The 19,014-nt window shown below is 60.6% G+C and carries 14 protein-coding genes; 5 read left to right on the top strand and 9 right to left on the bottom strand.

Annotated features, from left to right (window positions below):
* Positions 1-54: 54 nt before the first annotated feature.
* The 5 genes from RP6297_RS08625 to RP6297_RS08605 all read left to right on the top strand — a co-directional run bounded on the left by RP6297_RS08625 (position 55) and on the right by RP6297_RS08605 (position 3,266).
* Positions 55-273, top strand: coding sequence for a helix-turn-helix transcriptional regulator (locus RP6297_RS08625; RefSeq protein ID WP_009277574.1), 219 nt, complete (start codon positions 55-57; stop codon positions 271-273).
* A gap of 37 nt (positions 274-310) precedes the next feature.
* Positions 311-1,246, top strand: coding sequence for a hypothetical protein (locus tag RP6297_RS08620; RefSeq protein WP_009240926.1), 936 nt, complete (start codon positions 311-313; stop codon positions 1,244-1,246).
* Between the two features lie 260 nt (positions 1,247-1,506).
* Positions 1,507-2,103, top strand: a complete 597-nt coding sequence (locus RP6297_RS08615; RefSeq protein WP_009240925.1) for a YmfQ family protein — start codon at positions 1,507-1,509, stop codon at positions 2,101-2,103.
* A 23-nt stretch (positions 2,104-2,126) separates the two neighbouring features.
* A complete protein-coding gene (locus RP6297_RS08610; RefSeq protein ID WP_009240924.1) occupies positions 2,127-2,408 on the top strand; it encodes a hypothetical protein in 282 nt (93 codons plus the stop codon).
* 147 nt (positions 2,409-2,555) lie between these two features.
* Entirely contained in the window at positions 2,556-3,266 is a 711-nt protein-coding gene (locus tag RP6297_RS08605) for a hypothetical protein (RefSeq protein ID WP_009240923.1), read from the top strand.
* A gap of 26 nt (positions 3,267-3,292) precedes the next feature.
* On the opposite strand, the gene RP6297_RS08600 is transcribed toward RP6297_RS08605, so the two are convergent.
* The 9 genes from RP6297_RS08600 to RP6297_RS08560 all read right to left on the bottom strand — a co-directional run bounded on the left by RP6297_RS08600 (position 3,293) and on the right by RP6297_RS08560 (position 18,827).
* Complete coding sequence (locus tag RP6297_RS08600; protein WP_009240922.1) at positions 3,293-4,432, bottom strand: AlbA family DNA-binding domain-containing protein; 1,140 nt, start codon at positions 4,430-4,432, stop codon at positions 3,293-3,295.
* A 54-nt stretch (positions 4,433-4,486) separates the two neighbouring features.
* Complete coding sequence (locus RP6297_RS08595; RefSeq protein WP_009240921.1) at positions 4,487-8,857, bottom strand: NACHT domain-containing protein; 4,371 nt, start codon at positions 8,855-8,857, stop codon at positions 4,487-4,489.
* A gap of 44 nt (positions 8,858-8,901) precedes the next feature.
* Entirely contained in the window at positions 8,902-9,618 is a 717-nt protein-coding gene (locus RP6297_RS08590) for a hypothetical protein (protein ID WP_009240920.1), read from the bottom strand.
* 950 nt (positions 9,619-10,568) lie between these two features.
* A complete protein-coding gene (locus RP6297_RS08585) occupies positions 10,569-11,921 on the bottom strand; it encodes an MFS transporter (RefSeq protein WP_009240919.1) in 1,353 nt (450 codons plus the stop codon).
* Between the two features lie 114 nt (positions 11,922-12,035).
* On the bottom strand, positions 12,036-12,851 hold the full coding sequence (locus RP6297_RS08580; protein ID WP_037028844.1) for an enoyl-CoA hydratase/isomerase family protein: 816 nt from the start codon (positions 12,849-12,851) through the stop codon (positions 12,036-12,038).
* Positions 12,852-12,861: 10 nt separating this feature from the next.
* Positions 12,862-14,415, bottom strand: a complete 1,554-nt coding sequence (locus tag RP6297_RS08575; protein ID WP_009240917.1) for an AMP-binding protein — start codon at positions 14,413-14,415, stop codon at positions 12,862-12,864.
* Entirely contained in the window at positions 14,408-14,983 is a 576-nt protein-coding gene (locus RP6297_RS08570) for a (2Fe-2S)-binding protein (protein ID WP_009240916.1), read from the bottom strand. The genes RP6297_RS08575 and RP6297_RS08570 overlap by 8 nt, the downstream gene beginning before the upstream one ends.
* Positions 14,980-15,795 carry an FAD binding domain-containing protein gene (locus RP6297_RS08565; RefSeq protein WP_009240915.1) on the bottom strand — a complete coding sequence of 272 codons (816 nt, stop codon included), beginning with the start codon at positions 15,793-15,795 and terminating at the stop codon, positions 14,980-14,982. Before RP6297_RS08565 ends, RP6297_RS08570 begins: the two co-directional genes overlap by 4 nt.
* Positions 15,792-18,827 carry a xanthine dehydrogenase family protein molybdopterin-binding subunit gene (locus RP6297_RS08560; RefSeq protein ID WP_009240914.1) on the bottom strand — a complete coding sequence of 1,012 codons (3,036 nt, stop codon included), beginning with the start codon at positions 18,825-18,827 and terminating at the stop codon, positions 15,792-15,794. Before RP6297_RS08560 ends, RP6297_RS08565 begins: the two co-directional genes overlap by 4 nt.
* Positions 18,828-19,014: the final 187 nt, after the last annotated feature.

Raw genomic sequence — 19,014 nt, 5'->3', positions numbered from 1 at the left:
GTGCTTCTGCTGCGACTAGTGTGCAGGTACCGCTTTGCAGTTTGAGGAAAGGTGATGCAAACCATTGAAGCAGCATGCAACCACGTTCTTTCGCATTTCGATGAACTGCCAGACCTTGCGCGTGTGCGCATACCCGTGGTCGCGGCGCTATACGCCTGCAGCCCACGCACTGTTCGAAATCGTGTCGTCTCTGGCGACATTCCACCACCCGAGAAGATCGGCGGCGTCCTGACGTGGGTGGTCGGGGATCTGCGCCGATCTCTCGGAGCCTGACACACATGCCATCCCTAACGCACTAAACAGAGGCTCTATGACGAACAAACACAAGCAGGAAGCAAACGAGAAGGGCGGATACGCACTGACGCCTGAAGTGAAGGCCGCAATTCAAGAGGTCCACGATGCCTTGGCGCGCCGCAAGCTGCTGGACGAAGCCGCCAATGCGGCCCCGGTGCAGATAGCGGGGCTGGAGCAGGAAATCAATCGCCTGCGCGGCGAGATTGCGGGCCGCGAGGCCGACACAGCCCTATGCGCAGATGCTGATCTGGCGGGAATCGAGCGGGCCATCAAGAAACTCGAATCGGAACTGGTGACTAAGGAAACGGAGTTGCGCCGCACCAAGGCGCGGATCGAAGCCCTAGAGGCTCGCGCGCCGGAAGTCGACGCCGCAATCGACACGGCGGGCGGCGTGCTCAATCTCGAAGTCAGCATGCTAGTGGCGAGCTTCAAGTCTCTCGTTGCCCAAGAGATGCGCGAAGCAGCAAAGGCGCTGCTGCCCATCATGGAACGGGCTCGAGCGATGGGGCCGCAGCTCAATGATTTCTGCGTGGCCGCATACCTACCCGACCCTGAGACGTTCATGCTGTCCGCCATCAACTACAAATTCCAAAACGGCAACGTGGGCGTCAATCTGTTGCGCGGCGAATCGGGTATGCCGAATCCGGTCGTAGAGGTAATGAAGCCAGTCAATGAAGCGCTGGCCGCCCTCGGTCGACACTCAGCGTATGTGCCCCTCGCGAAGCGCCCGAAGCCCTACGTTCGTAAGGGCACCTACGACGGCCCCGGCGGGCGCGTTGATCGCCCGAACGAGAGCGAGCCCCCAGAACCCGAAGCGCCGCGAATGACCATCGAGGAGGCGCTTGCCAAGCCTTACCAGAAAAAGGCGCAGGACTGGCGCGGCCGAGACTTCCATACGGGTACAGACCTAAACATCGCGGCCCAGCTTGTGGATGCTTCGCACGTCGACTGACGATGCAGAAACACAATGTGCCATCTAACCGGCAAATAGTGTTCGAGCGAGGCCCCAGCCGGCGGTGGGCAATAACACCGGCAGCTGTCGATGCTTATGGAAGCAGATGCCTTTTCCGGTGACCTCCCGGTTCATTCTGCGGCAGGCGACAGTAATCCCAATAGCCAATGTGACATGAGTATCACAGCCGCAACTTGCGGGAGCTTCTGCAATGAATAATTCGACGGAATACGGCACCGTGGAGCCAATGAGGAAAAACAATGCTCGCACCTAACCTCACTTCCGCTGACTACCTCCGCGCGTTCCAGGCATTGATGCCGCGCGGCCGCGTCTGGCCGCGTGATCAAGATGCAATCCAGACACAAGTTCTTTCTGGGTTGACCCAGATCTACAGCCGGCAGACTGGGCGTTCGAACTATCTGCTCGCTGATTCGTTTCCCGGCACGACGTACGAATTGCTCCCGGAATGGGAGTCAACTCTCGGTCTTCCCGATCCGTGTGCCGGAGAGTCGCCAACTGTCCAGCAAAGGCGGGCGCAGGTTGTGGCGCGGCTCGCCAGCGGTGGTGGCCAATCGGCGGCCTACTACATCGGGTTTGCGGCCAAGCTTGGATACGGGATCACGATCACCAATTTTGCCCCGTTCCGCTGCGGGCAGAGCTCGTGCGGGCAAGCGCTAGGAAATGCCGACTGGTTCTTTACCTGGTCCATCAACTCGCCATCGAGCACGGTAGTCCGCTTCGCCGCCGGCCAATCCTCCGCAGGGGAGCCGCTCGGAAGCTGGAATAACGCCGTCCTTGAATGCGAGATGAGCGCGCTCAAGCCGGCGCATACGGTCCTTCAGTTCCGATATACCTGAGGACATCGTGGGAGTGCAGTACGGTGACGTCATCCTCGCTCAACCTGCCGCGCACCACGGTGAAGCGGTTGGCGGCCAAGAATAATGTCTTCGTCGGCAAGGTCAAGACCAATGCTGGCGAAGCGGATGCTCTGATGGAGAGGTCGAAGGCGACGCGCGGCAAGATGGCTGGGCTCAAGTTGCTGGTGAAGTTCCAAGACATGCACGAGGCAAAACAGCGGCTTGTGTACCAGGATCTGGCTCGCAAGCTGCTCGGCTCATCGTTCAGGCGTCAGCTCGGCGCAGCGCTGCACGGGAGGTGGTGACGGCAAATGGGTGATGCCATTGGCACGTCGCGGGTCCTTCCCCCTCCCGAATGCAGTGAGGGCAATTGCGCACCCCGATTTCCCTCCAGCTGTGAGCCTTGAAACTTGGTTGACAAAGTACGCGGATTTTCACGATAGGAGAAATCTATGACTTGCGTGTCGCAGTCCGAGTTCGCCCGCATGTGCGGCGTTTCACGCCAAGCGGTTATGAAGTGGAAACTCGCTGGACGGCTTGTCCTGCAAGGAAATCTGGTCGACGTTGAGGCGACGGACGAGCATATGCAGAAGTACCACGAAGGTGGCTCGCCGTTGCGGCGCCAGGCTGTTGACGCGGTTGACATGCGGTTGACAAAAGCGGGGGAAGTTGACAAAGGCGGGCGCAAACTGTCAACCACGCCCCCGGCCCTCAGCGCCGACGCACCACATGCCCAAGGGCGGAAGAGCGATCAGTCGGCGGGGCGTTTAAGGCAGCCGGTCAGCACTACAGGGATCGAGATCAAGCCGGGCGAGTCTGTTGACGAGGCTGCCAGCCGGCTGGTTGGCGAGATCGATCTGGAGATGTCGTTCGACGAGGCACGCCGTATTAAGGAGGTCTATCTCGCTTTGCTCAATCGGCTCGATTTTGAGCGGAAGTGTGGGGCGCTCATCGAGCTGGACCTCGCCAGCGACATCCTGTTTGAAGAGTTCAGGGCACAGCGTGACGCGTGGCTCAACTGGCCGACCAGGGTGGCGCCGCTGTTGGCAGCCGAACTTGGCGTCGAGGCCGACCGGTTGACAGAGGCCCTGACCGAGCACGTCCACAAGCAAATCGCCCAGCTTGGTGAGCCGGAGGCAAATTTCAACGAGCGAGAGGGTTGATCGACCGCTCCAGTGGAGTGGGGTGCCTATGGTCTTTTAGGCCGGCTCTTGCGTCCAGCGGCGTTCCACACGAGATCGAATAGCGGCCCATAAATCTCAGGAGAAGACGAGACGAACGATTCGATGAGCATTTCCGGTAGAAGCAGATCCTTGTAGTAGCCGGGAACCGTGGCAGTACCGCCGGTGATCGCCGCTATCGTGCTATTTGGGGGTTCCAGGGGCTTGCCGCCGATGTTCACGAACGACAGCATCAAAAATGTCGGACCATCCAAGCCGAGGTTTTGCAGCGCGGTCGTTAGATGAACGTGGTGCCCTTGCCGCAAGGCATTTTCGAATTCGCCAACCCATGCGATGTCATCTCTATCCGATTGCACAGGCATGATGCTTTCAAGTGAGCCGTCTCTGAATACTTGTGTGTAAGACACCAGTTCATCCACCCCACAGTAGCTCATGACTCCATCTAGGTTCACCCTTTGTCCGTATCCATGAGCCAGCGGTGGTCGGACGCTTTGCGCGATTGAATGGAGAGCTTCGATCTCGAAGGAAGTAGTTCCAAAGATCGATGCCATTGGTAGAACGTGGAGAACACCAAGGGCGCGTTTGGGAAGTGGTACAGGAAGCGGTCGCAAGTGCATTTCCTCGATCCGCTTCGCACGAAACGCTTTCGCCTTTTCAATAGCAGTTGAGTTTTGAAGAAATGCGCTGCGAAGTGTCGTGATGTCCATTGGATCAATGCCGGTCGAGGTTCTCGCATAGAAGATGCTGCTTTTCCTGACCCGATGTGGCGCCTGGAAGCTCGCCGGAGTGCGGACGACTACTATGAAACCCGAGCCCATAGAAATTGCGGCCAAATGGATCCCGGGAATCTTAGGTTCGACTAGATCGGTCAGCGCAGATTGCAAACCGAGAAGGGCGGCATCGCGGTCGTTGAGAGAGATGGGTACGAAGTTTCGAATGCAGCCTTCACTCTCGTCGACGCCGATAATGAGGTCGCCTCCTCGCGTGTTGGCAAATGCGACAACGTCGGCAGCAAGGCTGAGGCGGCCGTCCCTGTCCGTCGGGAATTCGCGCTTGTAATCGAGGGTGTGTGACTCCGGTATCTGGTTGTCCTTCAATGCCTCCAAGTCCTTGATCGTTACCTCTCGAATATCTGCCTTGTATAACATGCGCGGTACCTCCCAATGTAGTGAGTGATAGGCTCCGCTCTGCGAGAGAGCCCATCATTTCCGTGCTCCACGGCGCTTTCCATTTGCGCGCTGGACTCCTAATGAGGTGCTGGAACAGCTCGCGACGTCAATAACGGCGATCTCTGGCTGAGGGCCTGCGGGTGATTCACGCTGCCGAATGTGTGCTGCGAGGTCTTGGAGACGCTGCACGAGACGTTCAAACGTGATGAGGGTTCCGTCTGCCAACTCCCAGCCCCTTGTGCGCTGCACCTGCTGTACGAGCACGAAGATGCCTTCACGGCAATCTTGGGCTCGCAGATACTGCCCGCAGAGCTGGTTTTCCAGTGCATTTTCCAACTGCGCAACCGTCCAACTGCCTGCAACCTTAATTTCTGCGGGGACCTTCGCGTTGCCCGCTCTTGCAGTAAAGACCAGGTCGGGTTTTTTTCTCTGGACGGTCTCGGGCTCGCGCTCGATCGAGTATGAGATTCCCTGCGCGAGACGTAGTCGGTCGGCTAACCATGCTTGGACTGCTGGTTCGTCCGGTAGCGAGCTTAGAGTCGTTCCTTGCTGGAAGTCGCCGTGCACCAGGTCATGTTGCAAGTCTTCAAGCCGATTCAATGCTACGAGCTGCAAGTCACGACCCGATACAGGGGGGCGCTCGAACTGCGCTTCAAAATGTTGGGCCTCCGCCGAATCCCACGGGCTTGCTTCTGCATCCTCGCTGGCGCGTTGTAGTGCCAACGCGCGCAACCGCGCTGCCGAGATGGGGAAACCGGGTACTTCGATCAATCGCAGCAGCGCATCGACGGTTGCGCGTCCCGGCCTCTTGGCGAGCAGGCCAAACGCAGCGGAACGCGCATCCTGTGCATCGTCTCGTTCGTCCGGCGAATAGGCTCCTTGGTTCATGCGATCGTGATCATCTTCGACCCGCACCGTCCGATAGGCTAGGACAACAAGGCGCTCCAGAGTTGGCAGATCAAGCTCTACGTGCTCCCGCATGGTCAGGGAGATACGCGAACCAAAAATTTGTGGCAGAACCCGTTCAACCAATGCCGTTTTCTCGGCATCACCGATTTGGTCGAGTTTGACCACCAGGGCATCGGTGGCTCCCTTTGCATCAATCGCATAGGCCACGCCGATATACAAAGCGGCAGTCCGCGGTTCTGCTGTGGCGGAGAATCTGACGAGCGCCAGGTCATATAGTTCTTGCTGTCGCGCTGCGGGCAAACCACGTCGCAGCACAGACAGGATAGGCTGCAGAGCACGCGGATTCATATTTTCTCTAGCCCTGAGCTCGCGCCATAGCGTCTCGGCCATCACGCGGGCCACGACATCATCGGCACGTTCGATGGAGTCAAGAGACTGATAGTAAATCCCAGGCTCGGGGTTATCTAAGTCAGCGATCGCTTGCCCAGTTAGTACGTCCTGGACAGCGATTGGCCATGTCTCAGCCAAGCTTGTGATCCATTTGGGTAGGCCGTTGAGTTCGAGGGTTGCATACTCGGCTGCTCTAACGGCTTGTACGGCTGTTAGACGAGAAGTCCAGTCCGGGTGCGTGGCTGCATCAATGGATACTGCGGCAATGCCCATGCAATCCAACATGTTGATCTGGTTGCGCTCCATTGGCGGCCGTGCGCTACGCAGCGTCGGCGTCCATGTGCGCCACATGGCGGAGAGTCCATCGATAAACCGTGCGGCAACGGATGCTCCAGCGATCTCGATAATTGGTGCGACGTTGTTGATCGCATAGTGGGAATCGCTTCGGGTCGCTGCCTGTAGGAGTTGCCATAGGTAGTACAGCCGGCTGTCAACGCTGGTTGCCGGCGTTAACTTGGGGCGGAGCAGTTGATCGGGATCGTCGCGCAGGTTTTCAACGAAATCGACCCACGATTGTTCTTGTTCGGCCCGCTGCCTCTCGTTCTCGCGTGTGGCCTCAGCAAGCTCTGCCTCGCTACGGAGCAAGTCTGGCGATTTGGTTGGTGGTTGCATCCATTGCTCGTAGGCCTCGTTCGTCTCGGGGGTCGATGCGGCGACGGATGCGATACGCGCCCGGAGTTCTTCAGGGCGTGCGGCCTGATCCCACAGTCTCAGCACAGCGTTGATCGCCAAGCGTCGCTCGTTCGGCACACTGCGCGCTGGGCCGTCAATGAGCAGCCAATCGATGTCGCCCAGGCCGAGTCCTGGTGACCACCCGAGGAACTGCATCTGCAGAGGGTCTACCAATCCCCGACCATGAAGGTCCTCGCTCGATCCAAAATAGTCGGCCGCGCGCCAGAATGTAGCCCGCCGCCGCTCAGGCGTTTGGTGCAATCCTTCGACGGCGCCTTTAATCTCACCTGTTCCACGAAGCCCAAGATGGTTGCGCCGGTCGCCGAGGTACAGAACCGCGTCAATTGCCGCTGCAGGGGCACTATCGGGCGGCAACAGCTCAAGGATTCGTTCTGCCGCTGATGCAAGCAACTCTGCGACGGCGATTTTCTTTTCTGTCTCCCCACCCTCCGCATCCTCTGATCCCATACGCAACTGCTGCAGGAGGAGGCCGATCAGCCGTGTTAGATCGTCAGGACTTGACAGATTCTCGACGAGCTTTTCAATGGCCCATGAACTGAGTCCATAGCTCATCTCATCGCGCTGATGCACAACAGTGAGCATCTCTGCCAGATCGTCGACGCCGATGTACTGTGGAAACAGTCCTTCAACACCTTCCCAGACGACTGACGACGGTAAGGATGTGCAGTCTCGTTTGATGTGAGTCGCGTATGTTTGCCGCAAAACATCATCACCTGCTGCAAGCAGTGCGCGCCCTGCCATAAGCGAGGTGCGATTGTCTTGAATTGGCTGCAACGCCGCATCGGCAGCTAAGTCGGCGCAGTCTTTGATTGAGCCTAACCAAATGAGGCGCAGCACGAAGGTTCGTACCTCCTTGTGCTGTTGGCTAGACTCCCAAATCGCCCGCAGGGCAGCCGCGATGTCGGGCTGTGCGAAGCGGGTTACGCTGCTCAAATCGAGCATGGGTATTTCCTCTCCCTGGAGCATCTGCGCTACAAGCGCACGAAGTACCGTTTCGCGCGTTTTCAAAGGAAGGCACGCGGGATCACCAGCGGTAAAGAGCAGGAACGGAGCACGTCGTACTACCTCGGCTGCAACGCTTTCGTCCCAAAGGCTGAGCCAGGCCGCAGTCTCCAACATGGATGGCCGGATGAGGTCGATTTCGTAGTTGCGTGCGAACAGCAGGCTGTGTAGCCGGCGCAGAGGAAGATTGGCTTGGCGGAGGCGCAGCAGCCATTGTGCTGTCAGATAGGCGCGAACAACGCCCTCGTTGTCGCTATGCAACCTAGCGAGTCCGAAAGTCGCAGGATCAAAAGCCGGCCGACTGAGCAGTTGTAGGCGTTCTTCGCTTGACCAGTCCGGCAGTACCTTATCAATCGTGATCGCCGCTGGATCGTCTTGAGAGCGGGCGTCTTTGTCTGGTATCGCGATGGTCGTCTTCCGACCAAACACTAACGTTGCTCCAATGCGCTCCAAGCCATGCATGGCGCGCTCTGTATTGAGACCATCGCGGCGGCTGCGGTCCGGGTCCTGCTCTTGTAACCGTTCACGCAGGCTTTCCGCGATCATCGTGGAAAAATTTCCGAGTCGGCCTTGAGTGTGCCAATAGCGTACGATCCACTCCAAGTCGAGTGGCCTGCGCGCAAATTCGTGCAAATCTCCTGTTTCGATAGCGGCCAAGAGTGCCTCGACATTGGGAGTGTTCTTGGCTTGCGCGTAGGTGCGCACCTGGACGGTATCAAGCGGCGCCATCACAACGATCAGTGGTGTTTCCGGAGCCTTCGGCTTAGGACGTTCCTCATGACGGAGTACACGGCGGACTAGTGTTCTGAGGGTTGGCAGCGGTTCAGCCAAATCATCCGGTGGTAACGGTAACTCATCCTGCAACCGACGAGCGTCCCGCGCGAATTCCCAATCGGTGTAGCGGCCGGACAGCACTACATGCGCGCGCCCCTCTGCTTCGGCGATACCCTCTGCCAAATTGCGTAAGGCCCAATCTAGGTTGATGTGGTCGAGCTTTGCTTCGTCGATGGAGTCGACAAAAAACCAGCCGGCCTGATTACTCTCGCGCCATGCCTGCAAGCGTCCGCGGTCAGGCACACGAATGGCTTTTTCTAGTCCTCCACGCCCAACATCCTGCACCGTCATGTAGAACGCAAATTTGCCAGCAGCCTTCAGTTGCCGTGTCTGCTCAGACAGTTCTTCAGTTTTTCCGCTTCCGGCCTCAGCCAAGATGACAACACGCCGACGTGTAAGCAAGTCGCTCCAGCCGAGAGTCCCGCCCGATAGACCAAGAAGTCGTCGGGAATCAGCAATCTCCGCAGCGCTATCGCGCCACTCGTAGAACCTGCGATTCAGCGGAATTGTTGTCATTTGTTGTCCATCGCTTGCGGGGAATTGTTGTCGAAGAGGCGCTACTAGAGCTGGCGTATTGGGATGTAGGCACGGACGAATAGCTTGAGTTGAGTGAGGAAGGCGGGCGGTCGATGCTTCTCGGATGTGGTAGCCACGGCCGGTAGGCGCCCACTATGGCGCGGAGGCATAAAGTCGCTGGGGATAGCGGTGATGCCGTCGAATAGAGAGGGCTGAAGTCTTACCACCCACTCGGCACGCTTCATCCTGCTGTGTAGAGTGCTCACTGCTATCGCTAGGTGAGCGGCGACGGCACATCGATCGTTTTTCATCGAAGCAAGGATGCGCAGGTATGCAACGGCTTCGGCGAAGTGTCCAAGCACCGCCAATTCTTGCTCGTGTTCGCTCTCCCGCGCCTCCATGGCCTTCGACGGATCGGAGTCATCCTGGGCCGCCAGCGTTGCTGCAATCGAGTTTTCCCGTATCGCACCATCATCATCTGAGTGCTGTTCGTCGATACGCACGGCACCACGCAGGCGCTTGTCGGCGAATTTCACGAAGCGGTTGTAGAGGCGGCCGAGTATTTGCTGGTGGAAGCTTTTGTCACCGACATCGGGAGGCGGCTCGCGGTTCCGGCTCAACTCCTCGGCAACGAGCCAAGCTTCTGTCTGCAGATCCTCAACGGTTGTTTCCCCGCGGGTGCGGTTGGCAATGCGGCGCAGGTCCGAAATGATGGAGGGAATCAGGCTGGAGAAGAACGTGCTGGCAGAGCGTAGCGACATTGCATAAAGGAGCTAGAGAACGCTACAGCACTTTACGGCATTACTTGCACCCTCTCCTGAGGTGGCGCGGCCGTACCAAGCCAGCAGAAAAGCGGGGTAGCAGGGCAGGTCTGGGGGTATTTTTGGGGGTACTTTCCGAATCCGTAAAGACTAGATGGCGTAGTGGTGTGGTTTTTCGGAAACTGTTTGGTAGCTGTACCACCACCAAACTGGCGAGAAATCGCATGAAACAAGGCCCTCAGGCAATCGCCGAGGGCCTTTTTCTTTGTGCGGAATTCCTCGAGCTTCGCCATTTCCTCGAACTTCGCCATGTCGCGGAGAACAGGCGGAGTCGAAACTCAACCCAGACGTCACGAGAACCAAGAATCGTCTGCAGCAGGAATGGCCGAAATCTGGAAGCACGGTCGCTACTGACGGGGCGAGATCCGTCCAGCGGGTTACCCAAACCAAAGTCGAACCTTTGACACCAAAGCCGATGCCGATGCCGATGCCGAAGCTTGGGCGCGGTAAGTTGAGTCCGAAATGGACCGGGGTGGCCGAGGGGTTCTTCGTGGGAGGGGACTGGCGCAATGAGCACGTCCGCCCGCTCGACGTCTTCGTCATCGAAACCGCAATGCGCCGTGGCAAGCTGCTTTCCCTGCGGTGGCCCGATGTTCATCTTGCCGACGGAATTGTCCAGTTGCACGACACCAAAAACGGAGCGAGGCCGAACGCAACGCCTTCGTCGATTCGCTCCTCCGTTACAACGATAAGGCCTCTCCTCGCAAGAAGGGCGCTGTGCTCGATGTCCTCCTTATTTGGAGGCTGCGCTCCGACCTGAACGCTGCGCTGAAAGTCTTCGCGCTGAGTGGTCGGAGCATTGCTCTATATCGAGATCGCCATTTGGCTGGCGATGCGAAGAAAAACCCGCTGACAGCCATGCCGCATGCTGAATGCGGCCGAGACTACTGCTAGCTGTCACCAAGCCGACCGGTGGTCTCTGGCACGATGAGTGCGCCGGCCAGATACAGCAATGTCACTGCGCCGATGGTGACGCCAAGAACATGCGGAAGATCTGCTGGTGTTCGCGCGATCAGCGATGCCAGTGTCGGCATCATGCCGCCGATTGCGAAACCGATATTCCACGAGAGTCCTGTTCCAGAGGCACGAATGCTTGTGGGAAATCGCTCGTTCAGGAAGATTAGGATCGGAGCAAATCCTGCGCATCCCAGCATGCTGAGCGAGGCGGTATAAACGAACCTCGCCGTCATGGTCGAGGCGGCGGGTAACCATTGGTAGAGCAGAGGCAGGAGTACCAGTGCGGTCGCGCCAATCAGCAGGAACGAGCGCTTGCGCCCTACCAGCGAGCTGAGGTGGCCGGCCGCTACCGAGGCAACGATCACGGCCAGACTGCTGACCATGAGCAATGCGGCGGACTCTCCGGCCGGGACTTTCATCACGACCTTCAGGAATGTCGGTAGATAGCCGGACGTCAAATAGTAAGCACTGCCGCCGCCTATGGTCAGCAGTATGTTGACCAGCAGGATTCCGCGATACTCCTGTGAGAAGAGCGTCCGTATCGGATGTGCCTCAAGTTTCGCGTGTGTCTTGGTAGCCTGGAGTTGTTTCCACAGTGGAGACTCTTCCAGCGAGTTGAAAATGACTAGCCCGAGCACAGAGCTGACGATGCCGGCAAAGAACATGCAGCGCCACCCCCAGGTCTCAAAAGCGTCGCCGGGAAACAGCATGGTGACAGTCATATACGTGATTGATGCCAGCAGTGCGCCGATGCCTGCACCGCCACCGCCCACCAGCCCGGACACCGCGCCGCGCCACGAAGGCGGGACAGACTCCGTGCCAATGGTGTGCGTCGACGCCACCACGCCGCCAACGAAGACCCCCTGTATCAGCCGTAGCAAGATAAACAGTGCCGGAGCAAAAAGGCCGACCTGGCCGACCGTCGGCAGTAGCCCAAAGGCAGCCGTCGACATGCCGACGCCGGTTACGGCCACCACCATTGCGCCCTTGCGCCCTCGCTGGTCCGCATAGGAACCGAAGATTGCCGACCCTAGCGGTCGCATCAGTAACGTTACCGCAAACGATGCATAGACCGCTGCCAGCGACAGCATGGCATGCTCGGACGGGAAGAAGAGTTTGCCAATCACCGGCGCTACGAACAGCAGGATGAACAGGTCGAACAGATCGAGTGCCCATCCCATGCATGAAGCCGTGACTGCCCCCAGCACCTGCCGGTTGCTCACAGTCGGTGGTTCGATGCTCCCCACGCCATCGGGCGGCGCTTTATCGTTAGCTAGCATTTCCATTGTCGTCTCCTATTGTTTTCTGAACCTGCGGTGCCCTAAGAAGCCTCGATGAGCATCGCGATCCGTTCTTCTCACTTTGCTTGGCGGACGGTTCAGATCCGCCCGCCCATCCGGTCAGCTGCCGCGAAATACGGGCTTACGCTTTCCATGGAATGCCTCTACGCCCTCGCGGAAATCGTCTGAGCTGCGAAGGCGGCTATAGCAGTGCCCCTCCAGCTCGATAGCGATCGACAGAGGAGCGTCCTCTGTGTCGTTCAGCAGCTTTTTCGCGGTGCGCTGAGCCAAAGGGGAGAAGGCGCGCAACTCGTCGACCAGCGCGTCAGTCGCGGCTGTCAGGTCGCCGTCGGCGACGCAGTCCACGGCGATACCCCAGTCGTACGCTTGGAGGCCAGGAATACGGCGCGAGCGCATTACGATGTCTTTGGTGCGGCCCACGCCCACCATCTTTTGCAGCCGCGCTGAGCCACCAGAGCCCGGAATCTGCCCGAGCTTCTGCTCCGGTAGCGCGTATTCGGTTGTATGGGTGGCAATGCGGAAGTCGCACGCCAGCGACAGTTCAAAGCCCACGCCAAAGCAGTAACCTTGGTTTGCTGCGATGACGGGTTTGCTGCAGCGTGCCGGTGCGGCCACGTTCCACGCCAGCTTGGAAACATGCTCGGGCGAGGCTTCCAGGAAGCCCTTGATATCGCCGCCGCTGGAAAAATGCGCGCCCAACGCACGCACGACGATGACGCGCACGCGGTCGTCGGCGTCCAGTGCCTCAAACACTGCGCGCAGCTGGTCGCGGGCGGCCATTGAAATCACGTTGTATGGCGGGCGGTGCAACACGATGTCCGCGCGTTCGCGTGCCGGGTCGATCTCAACGAAAAAGCCGTCAAGATCCTGAAGTCGTTGCTGATCGGGATGGGCCAATGCAAAGGCCTGGGTCATATCCATGTGGTTACTCCTTGTTCAGATCGTGGGAAGAAGGGCTGGGGAGAGCGGTGTATTCACCCTCCGACAGCTTGCGGCGCAGGATCTTGCCGACCGGTGACTTTGGGATATCGGCTACGAATACGTAGTCGCGCGGGCGCTTGAAATTGGCCAGTTCGGAGTCGCGGCAATAGGCATCCAGTGTGTTGGCATCTACGTCGTCGTGCGGCTTGACGAAAGCGACGACTTTTTGGCCCCAGCGCGGGTCCGGCAAACCGGCTACGGCGACCTCATCCACGGCAGGGTGCAGGGAGAGGACCGATTCGATATCGGCAGGCGAGATGTTCTCGCCTCCGCTGATGATCATGTCGTCCACGCGGCCACTGACGAATAGATCCCCCTCTGCGTCGAAGTAGCCGGTGTCACCGGTGAAGTACCAGCCCTGGCGCAGGGACTTCGCGTTGGCATCGTCGCGATTCCAGTACCCCTCAAAGGCTTCGTCGCCGCGCAGTTCGACGATGATCTGCCCTTCTTCGCCAGGGGCCACCACCGCATCCGGCGAGTTGGTGTCCAAGCGGACTAGGCGCAGTCGTGTATTGAACCCAGCGCGACCCGCGCTGCCGGGCTTGCCCGCCGCGCGCTGTTCGACACTGAACGTGTAGACCTCGGACGAGCCGTAGTGGTTAACGAACAGCTCTGGGTGGAACGCCTGCTCCAGCCGCTTCAGCAGACCGTCATTCATGGCGGCACCGGCGAAGCCGAGCTTGGTGACTGAGCGCACCCGTAACGCGTCAAAGCCCGGATCGGCCAGCAGGTCGTGGTAGAGCGTGGGGACGAGGTAGAGACAGCTCACGCGATGATCAGCGATCGCTTGCAGCGTCTGAGACGGACTCCAGCGCCGCACGCAGACGAAAAGACCGTCCACCAGTGCCATCGCCAGCAAGGAGCGCACGCCCATCGTGTGATACAGCGGCATCACCCCGAGCGTACGCTCGCCTCGCCGGTACAGGTTCTGAGCGACGTGCGCCAACGCAGCTGCGCGCTCTTGCCTGTGGCGGCGGGGCACGCCCTTTGGCCGTCCAGTTGTGCCCGAGGTGTACAACATGAGCGAGACGTCATCAGCTTCGGGCAGGACGCTGTCTGGCCGTGGCGCGGCGCCCAGCAGGGTGTCAAATGACAGCGAAGAGTGTGGTGCGCCGTCCAGTGCGATGCGGAGGATTTTCATCGCGGCAGGACTGCCGAGAACGGCGTCTGCACTGACTGGCTCGAAGACCAGTGCTTTTGCGTCTGCGTCACATACGCAATAGTCGAGCTCGTCCGGCTTGGCGCGCCAATTCAGCGGGACGATGACGATCCCGGTGAACTGGCAAGCCCAGTGAAGGGTCGCCATCTCCCAGCGGTTCTGCAGGATGGCAAGCAGGCGTTCGCCAGGGCGCAGGCCAAGGTCAAGCAGGCCTGCGGCCACGCTCTGGATGCGCGTCAGCCATTGCGCATAGGAGAGTTTCAGGTCCCCGTCGACTATGGCGAGAGCGTTGGGGCTGCGCTCCACGCTCTGCAGGAATGTGCGGCCGAGATCAAGCATTGCTGGTCTCCTCGGAAACCGGCGCTGAAATCGGGCGTGCCCCTGCGCGGCTGGCGGCGACGTCAAGGACGGCGGCAACGATCGGTGTGTAGCCGGTACAGCGGCACAGATGACCGGACAACATCTCGCGCACTTGCGCCTCAGTCGGCTCGGGCACGCGCTCCAGATAGTCTGCGCACGACATCAGGATGCCTGCCGTGCAGAAGCCGCATTGCAGGGCGTGATGGCGGCGGAAAGCCTCCTGTAAATCGCTCAAACCTTCGTGCGTGGCGAGGCCTTCGACGGTGTCGACTGCACGACCGTCCGCCTGCACGGCCAGCATCAGGCAGGAGCGGGAAGCCACGCCGTCCACACGCACCGTGCACGCACCGCATACGCCATGCTCACAACCAACGTGGGTGCCGGTGGCGCCGAGCTCATGGCGCAGGAAGTCGGATAGCAACTCGCGCGGCGCACACAGGCCGGTACGCGCGCTGCCGTTCAATGTCAGGGCGATGCGGTGGTGCTCCTGTCGCCGCATCACAGAAAGCGCATTGGATGGCGCGCCGCCTTTCTTGGTTTTACTCATCTTGCCTCCTCGATTGCGCGCATGCCCAGTTGCCGCACGAGGTGGCGGCGGTACTGCGCGCTGACATGGGCGTCGTCTTGCGCGCCCAATTTCCAACTGAAATCGTTGATGGCCTCCGTAAGTGCCTTGCCTTGCAGGCGCGGCCAACGCTCGAGCACCGGCCGGTCTGCTACTCCGCCCACGGCAAGGGCGATGGCATCGTCGGTGACGATGGCCGCGCACGCCACCAGGGCAAAGTCGCCATGGCGGGCCGAGAACTCAGTGAAGCCGTAGCGCGCACCGGGCTGCCGCAACGGGAAGCGCACGGCTTCAACCAGCTCGTCAGGCTCGCGCGCGGTCATCAGCATTCCCTGAAAGAAATCGGTGGCCTGCATCACGCGGCGGCGGCGCAGCGAACGCAGCACCACTTGTCCGTCGAGCGCAGTGAGCACCAGTGGCAGCTCGGCGCTCGGGTCGGCGTGGGCAATGGAGCCGCACACCGTGCCGCGGTTGCGAATCTGGAAATGCGAGATGTGCGGGAAAGCCAGCGCCAGCAGCGGCACCTCGTTGGCGAGCGACGGACGCCACTCCACGTTGCCCTGTGTGGCCGCAGCGCTTACTTCCAGGTAGCCGTCTTCGACTCGCACGGCGTTCAGATCATGCGTGCGAGAGATATCGACCAGCAGTTGCGGCTGCGCGAGGCGCATGTTCAGCACGGCCATCAGCGACTGGCCTCCGGCAAGTACACGGGCGTCTTCACCTGCATGGGCGAGCGCTTCCAGCGCATGCTGCGTGGACTCTGCGCGCAGATAGTCAAAGGCGGGGGGTTTCATCGCCGGGCTCCAAAAAGCGCGAGCAGCCGCGCGATCCAACCTGGTTTGCGTACTGGCTTGCCGCCCGCTTGCCGGCCCAGGGATTCAAACAACTGGCGCAGCACCACCTTGGCCGCGCCTTCAAGCATGCGGCCGCCGACCGCTGCGACCTTACCGGATACCTCGGCCTCATAGTCGTACGTGAGACGAGTGCCACCCTCGTGCGGCGCCAGCTCGACCATGCCCGAGCCACGTGCGCTGCCAAGCGACGACAGGCCGGCCCCCGACAGTCGCAGCCGGTGCGGGGGTTCGAGGTCGGACAGCGCAATCTCGGCTTCGTAGCGCGCTTTGATCATGCCCACCCCTACGGTCACGTCGGCGCGGTAGCGGTTGTCTCCGATCGGCTCCAACACGTGGCAACCAGGTACGACCTGGGCCAGAGCTTGCGGGTCGAGTAGAACAGCGAATACGGCCTCGGGCGGTGCATCCAAATCAACCGTTCCGCGTGCACTCAGAGCCTTTGCGCCCTTGGACCTTTCTTTGCCTCCGGTGGCGGCAGCCGTTGCCGTTTCCGCCAGTTCGAGGCGCGATGGCGGGGGGTCTTCGAGACCGATCATCGCCATGACCTTGGCGGGCGTCAGAGGCAACCGGATATCCCGCACTCCGAGGGCGTCGGCTACAGCATTGGCGATGCATGGCGGCGTGCTCATGTTGTTGCCTTCGCCGAGCCCCTTGGCCCCGAGCGGCGTGAACGGACTCGGTGTCTCCAGATGCACGATCATCGGATCGGGCACCTCGCAGGTTGTGGGCAACAGGTAGTCCGCCAACGTGCCGGACTGGAAGCTGCCATCGGGGCCGTAGCGGAACTCCTCCATCAGCGCTGCGCCCAGCCCTTGTGCGAACGCGCCGCGAATCTGGCCGTCGGCGAGCGCAGGGTTGAGCAGCTTGCCGGCGTCGTGCGCTGTCACGTAGCGGTCAATGCGGACGCGCCCGGTGGCACGGTCGATTTCCAGGCCGCACAGGTCGAACGCGAAGCCATAGCATGCGGACGTGTTGATACGGTCCTGCTCGTCCGGTGCGTCAAGGTTTGGCGGTGACCAGAACACGGTTTCGCGCAGGCCCGGTTCCTCACCGGCAGGCAGCAATTGCGGCGACCAGTGCGGCGCATTGCTCGCAGCGCGGGCAAACACCACGGCGGTCTCGGGGGCATCTCTGCGCGTAATGCGCCCCTCGGCGAAGATCAGTTCGGCTGGGTCGCAGTCGAGTTGCGAGGCCACGATGCGGGCCAGCTTGTCGCGAACGCGTGTTGCGGCCAGATGGACCGTGCCTGCCACGGCTCCCGCAAACCGGCTGGAATAATTGCCGGCGGCCACCGACCATGCGTCTTTGTGGGTATCGAATTCGACATTGACGATGACCTCGGCCGGGTCGATGCCAAGCACGTCGGCCACGACCTGCGCGCAGACAGTCATGTGGCCCTGCCCGGCGGGCGTGGACGCAATCGTCACCACCACACCGCCCAGCAGGTCGACGCTGACCGTGGCGCTTGCAATGGCGCCGTTCTTCGGGCCGGCCTTGCGGCGTGCCTCGGCCGGCGTGGCAGTCGTGATGTAGCCCATGTTCGACACCGAGGGCTCGACAATCGCCGCAAAGCCGATGCCATAGAGCCGCCCTTCGGCCCGCGCGATGTCTCGGCGGCGCTTCAGTTCGTCGTAGGCGCCTGTTTCGAGCGCGCGAGACATCGCCAGTTGGTAGTTGCCGGAATCGAGCAGCGCGCCGGCTGCAGCGCGGTAGGGAAAGGCGTTGGACGGAACGAAGTTACGTCGGTAGACGTCGAGCGGATCGAGGTTGAGTTCGATCGAGATCCGCTGCACGAGCCGCTCAAGCGCGAAATACACCTGCGGTCCGCCGAAACCGCGTACGAGGCCGGTAGGCGTCTTGTTGGTTAGCACAACGCGGTTGCGCACGCGCAGGTTGGGAATTGCGTAAGCGCCCGTCAGTACACCGTGCATCCGGTAGAAGGTCGCGGGCTCCGGCGCGCGCAGGTAGCCACCGCAGTCTTCGAGCTGATCGTAATCAAGAGCGACGATCCGGCCATCCGCTTCGACGGCAGCTTCGATGGTGGACAGACGCGCGGTGGCCGAGGTCGCTGCACTCAGGTGTTCGAGTCTGTCCTCGACCCATTTCACTGGCGCGCCGGCCTTGCGCGAGGCGAGGCACATCAAGACCACGTAGGGGAATACGGCCTGCTTCACGCCGAAGCTGCCCCCGGAATCGCGGGGAGCGATGTGGCGCAGATGGTTGGCCGACACCTGCAGGGCCATCGCCATCACGGCGTGCAGCGAGAACGGCCCCATGAAGTTCGAGGTGACCTGGTAGCCCTCGTTACCCGGCAGATGCTCGGCAATGACCACGCCGCACTCGATGGGCGTGCATGTGTTGCGCGGGTAGTGCACAGTCAGCGAAACGCGATGCGGTGCGGTGGCAAACGCCGCCTCCGGGTCACCGTAGCGGAAATGACGATCGCTGGCGACGTTGCTACCCAGGCCACTGTGCAGTTGGGGCGCGGCGTCGGCTATTGCGGCTTCGATTGACACCACGGGTGGCAGCACACGGTAATCCACCCGCACAAGGTCGAGTGCGTCTTCGGCCAAGGCACGGCTCTCAGCCACGACCACGGCGACTGGCTCACCGACGTATCGCACGCGGTCCATTGCCAGTGCCCATTGCTCCATCGGCGCTTTGACCCCCACCACGAAGGGCTTGGACCAGGCTGGCAGGTCGGCCCCGGTCAGCACCGCGCGAACCCCCGGCGCCTTCAGCGCGGCGGCGAAGTCAATCAGACCGAGTTCGGCGTGCGCGTGTGGCGAGCGAAGTATGGCGGCGTGGAGGGTGCCGGGTTTTACGCCGAGGTCGTCGGCATAGCGACCGCGGCCCGTAAGGATGGCTGCATCTTCGACGCGCTGCATCGGGCGGCCGACGTAGGGCTGCCCCGTTGTCTGCTGTGTCTCCTGCGCCGTGCCGGTCGTCTCGCCAGCATCGAATCTCTTCATTTGCGACTCCGTTGTACGCGTCGGGATTGCGCCGGAGGATCGGCGCGACCGCGTAACGTGCATCGCAGATTAGTGAGAGCAAGATATAACTTCTAATACTATTTTATGATCAACAAAATAATTTATTCTGATACCTGCTTTCGCGCACTTCCAGCACGGGCGCCGACGGGGATGGAACCGCTGTGTC

Source organism: Ralstonia pickettii (assembly GCF_016466415.2).
GTDB lineage: Bacteria > Pseudomonadota > Gammaproteobacteria > Burkholderiales > Burkholderiaceae > Ralstonia > Ralstonia pickettii.
The sequence above is the reverse complement of the archived record's forward strand: the minus strand, read 5'-3'. Positions and strand labels throughout refer to the sequence as shown.

Excerpts from the sequence above, each read along its gene's own strand:
- RP6297_RS08590 (WP_009240920.1), bottom strand. The coding sequence starts at position 9,618 with ATGTCGCTACGCTCTGCCAGCACGTTCTTCTCCAGCCTGATTCCCTCC.
- RP6297_RS08560 (WP_009240914.1), bottom strand. The coding sequence starts at position 18,827 with ATGAAGAGATTCGATGCTGGCGAGACGACCGGCACGGCGCAGGAGACA.
- RP6297_RS08625 (WP_009277574.1), top strand. The coding sequence starts at position 55 with ATGCAAACCATTGAAGCAGCATGCAACCACGTTCTTTCGCATTTCGAT.
- RP6297_RS08565 (WP_009240915.1), bottom strand. The coding sequence starts at position 15,795 with ATGAAACCCCCCGCCTTTGACTATCTGCGCGCAGAGTCCACGCAGCAT.
- RP6297_RS08580 (WP_037028844.1), bottom strand. The coding sequence starts at position 12,851 with ATGACCCAGGCCTTTGCATTGGCCCATCCCGATCAGCAACGACTTCAG.
- RP6297_RS08620 (WP_009240926.1), top strand. The coding sequence starts at position 311 with ATGACGAACAAACACAAGCAGGAAGCAAACGAGAAGGGCGGATACGCA.
- RP6297_RS08595 (WP_009240921.1), bottom strand. The coding sequence starts at position 8,857 with ATGACAACAATTCCGCTGAATCGCAGGTTCTACGAGTGGCGCGATAGC.
- RP6297_RS08615 (WP_009240925.1), top strand. The coding sequence starts at position 1,507 with ATGCTCGCACCTAACCTCACTTCCGCTGACTACCTCCGCGCGTTCCAG.
- RP6297_RS08605 (WP_009240923.1), top strand. The coding sequence starts at position 2,556 with ATGACTTGCGTGTCGCAGTCCGAGTTCGCCCGCATGTGCGGCGTTTCA.
- RP6297_RS08600 (WP_009240922.1), bottom strand. The coding sequence starts at position 4,432 with ATGTTATACAAGGCAGATATTCGAGAGGTAACGATCAAGGACTTGGAG.
- RP6297_RS08585 (WP_009240919.1), bottom strand. The coding sequence starts at position 11,921 with ATGGAAATGCTAGCTAACGATAAAGCGCCGCCCGATGGCGTGGGGAGC.
- RP6297_RS08575 (WP_009240917.1), bottom strand. The coding sequence starts at position 14,415 with ATGCTTGATCTCGGCCGCACATTCCTGCAGAGCGTGGAGCGCAGCCCC.
- RP6297_RS08570 (WP_009240916.1), bottom strand. The coding sequence starts at position 14,983 with ATGAGTAAAACCAAGAAAGGCGGCGCGCCATCCAATGCGCTTTCTGTG.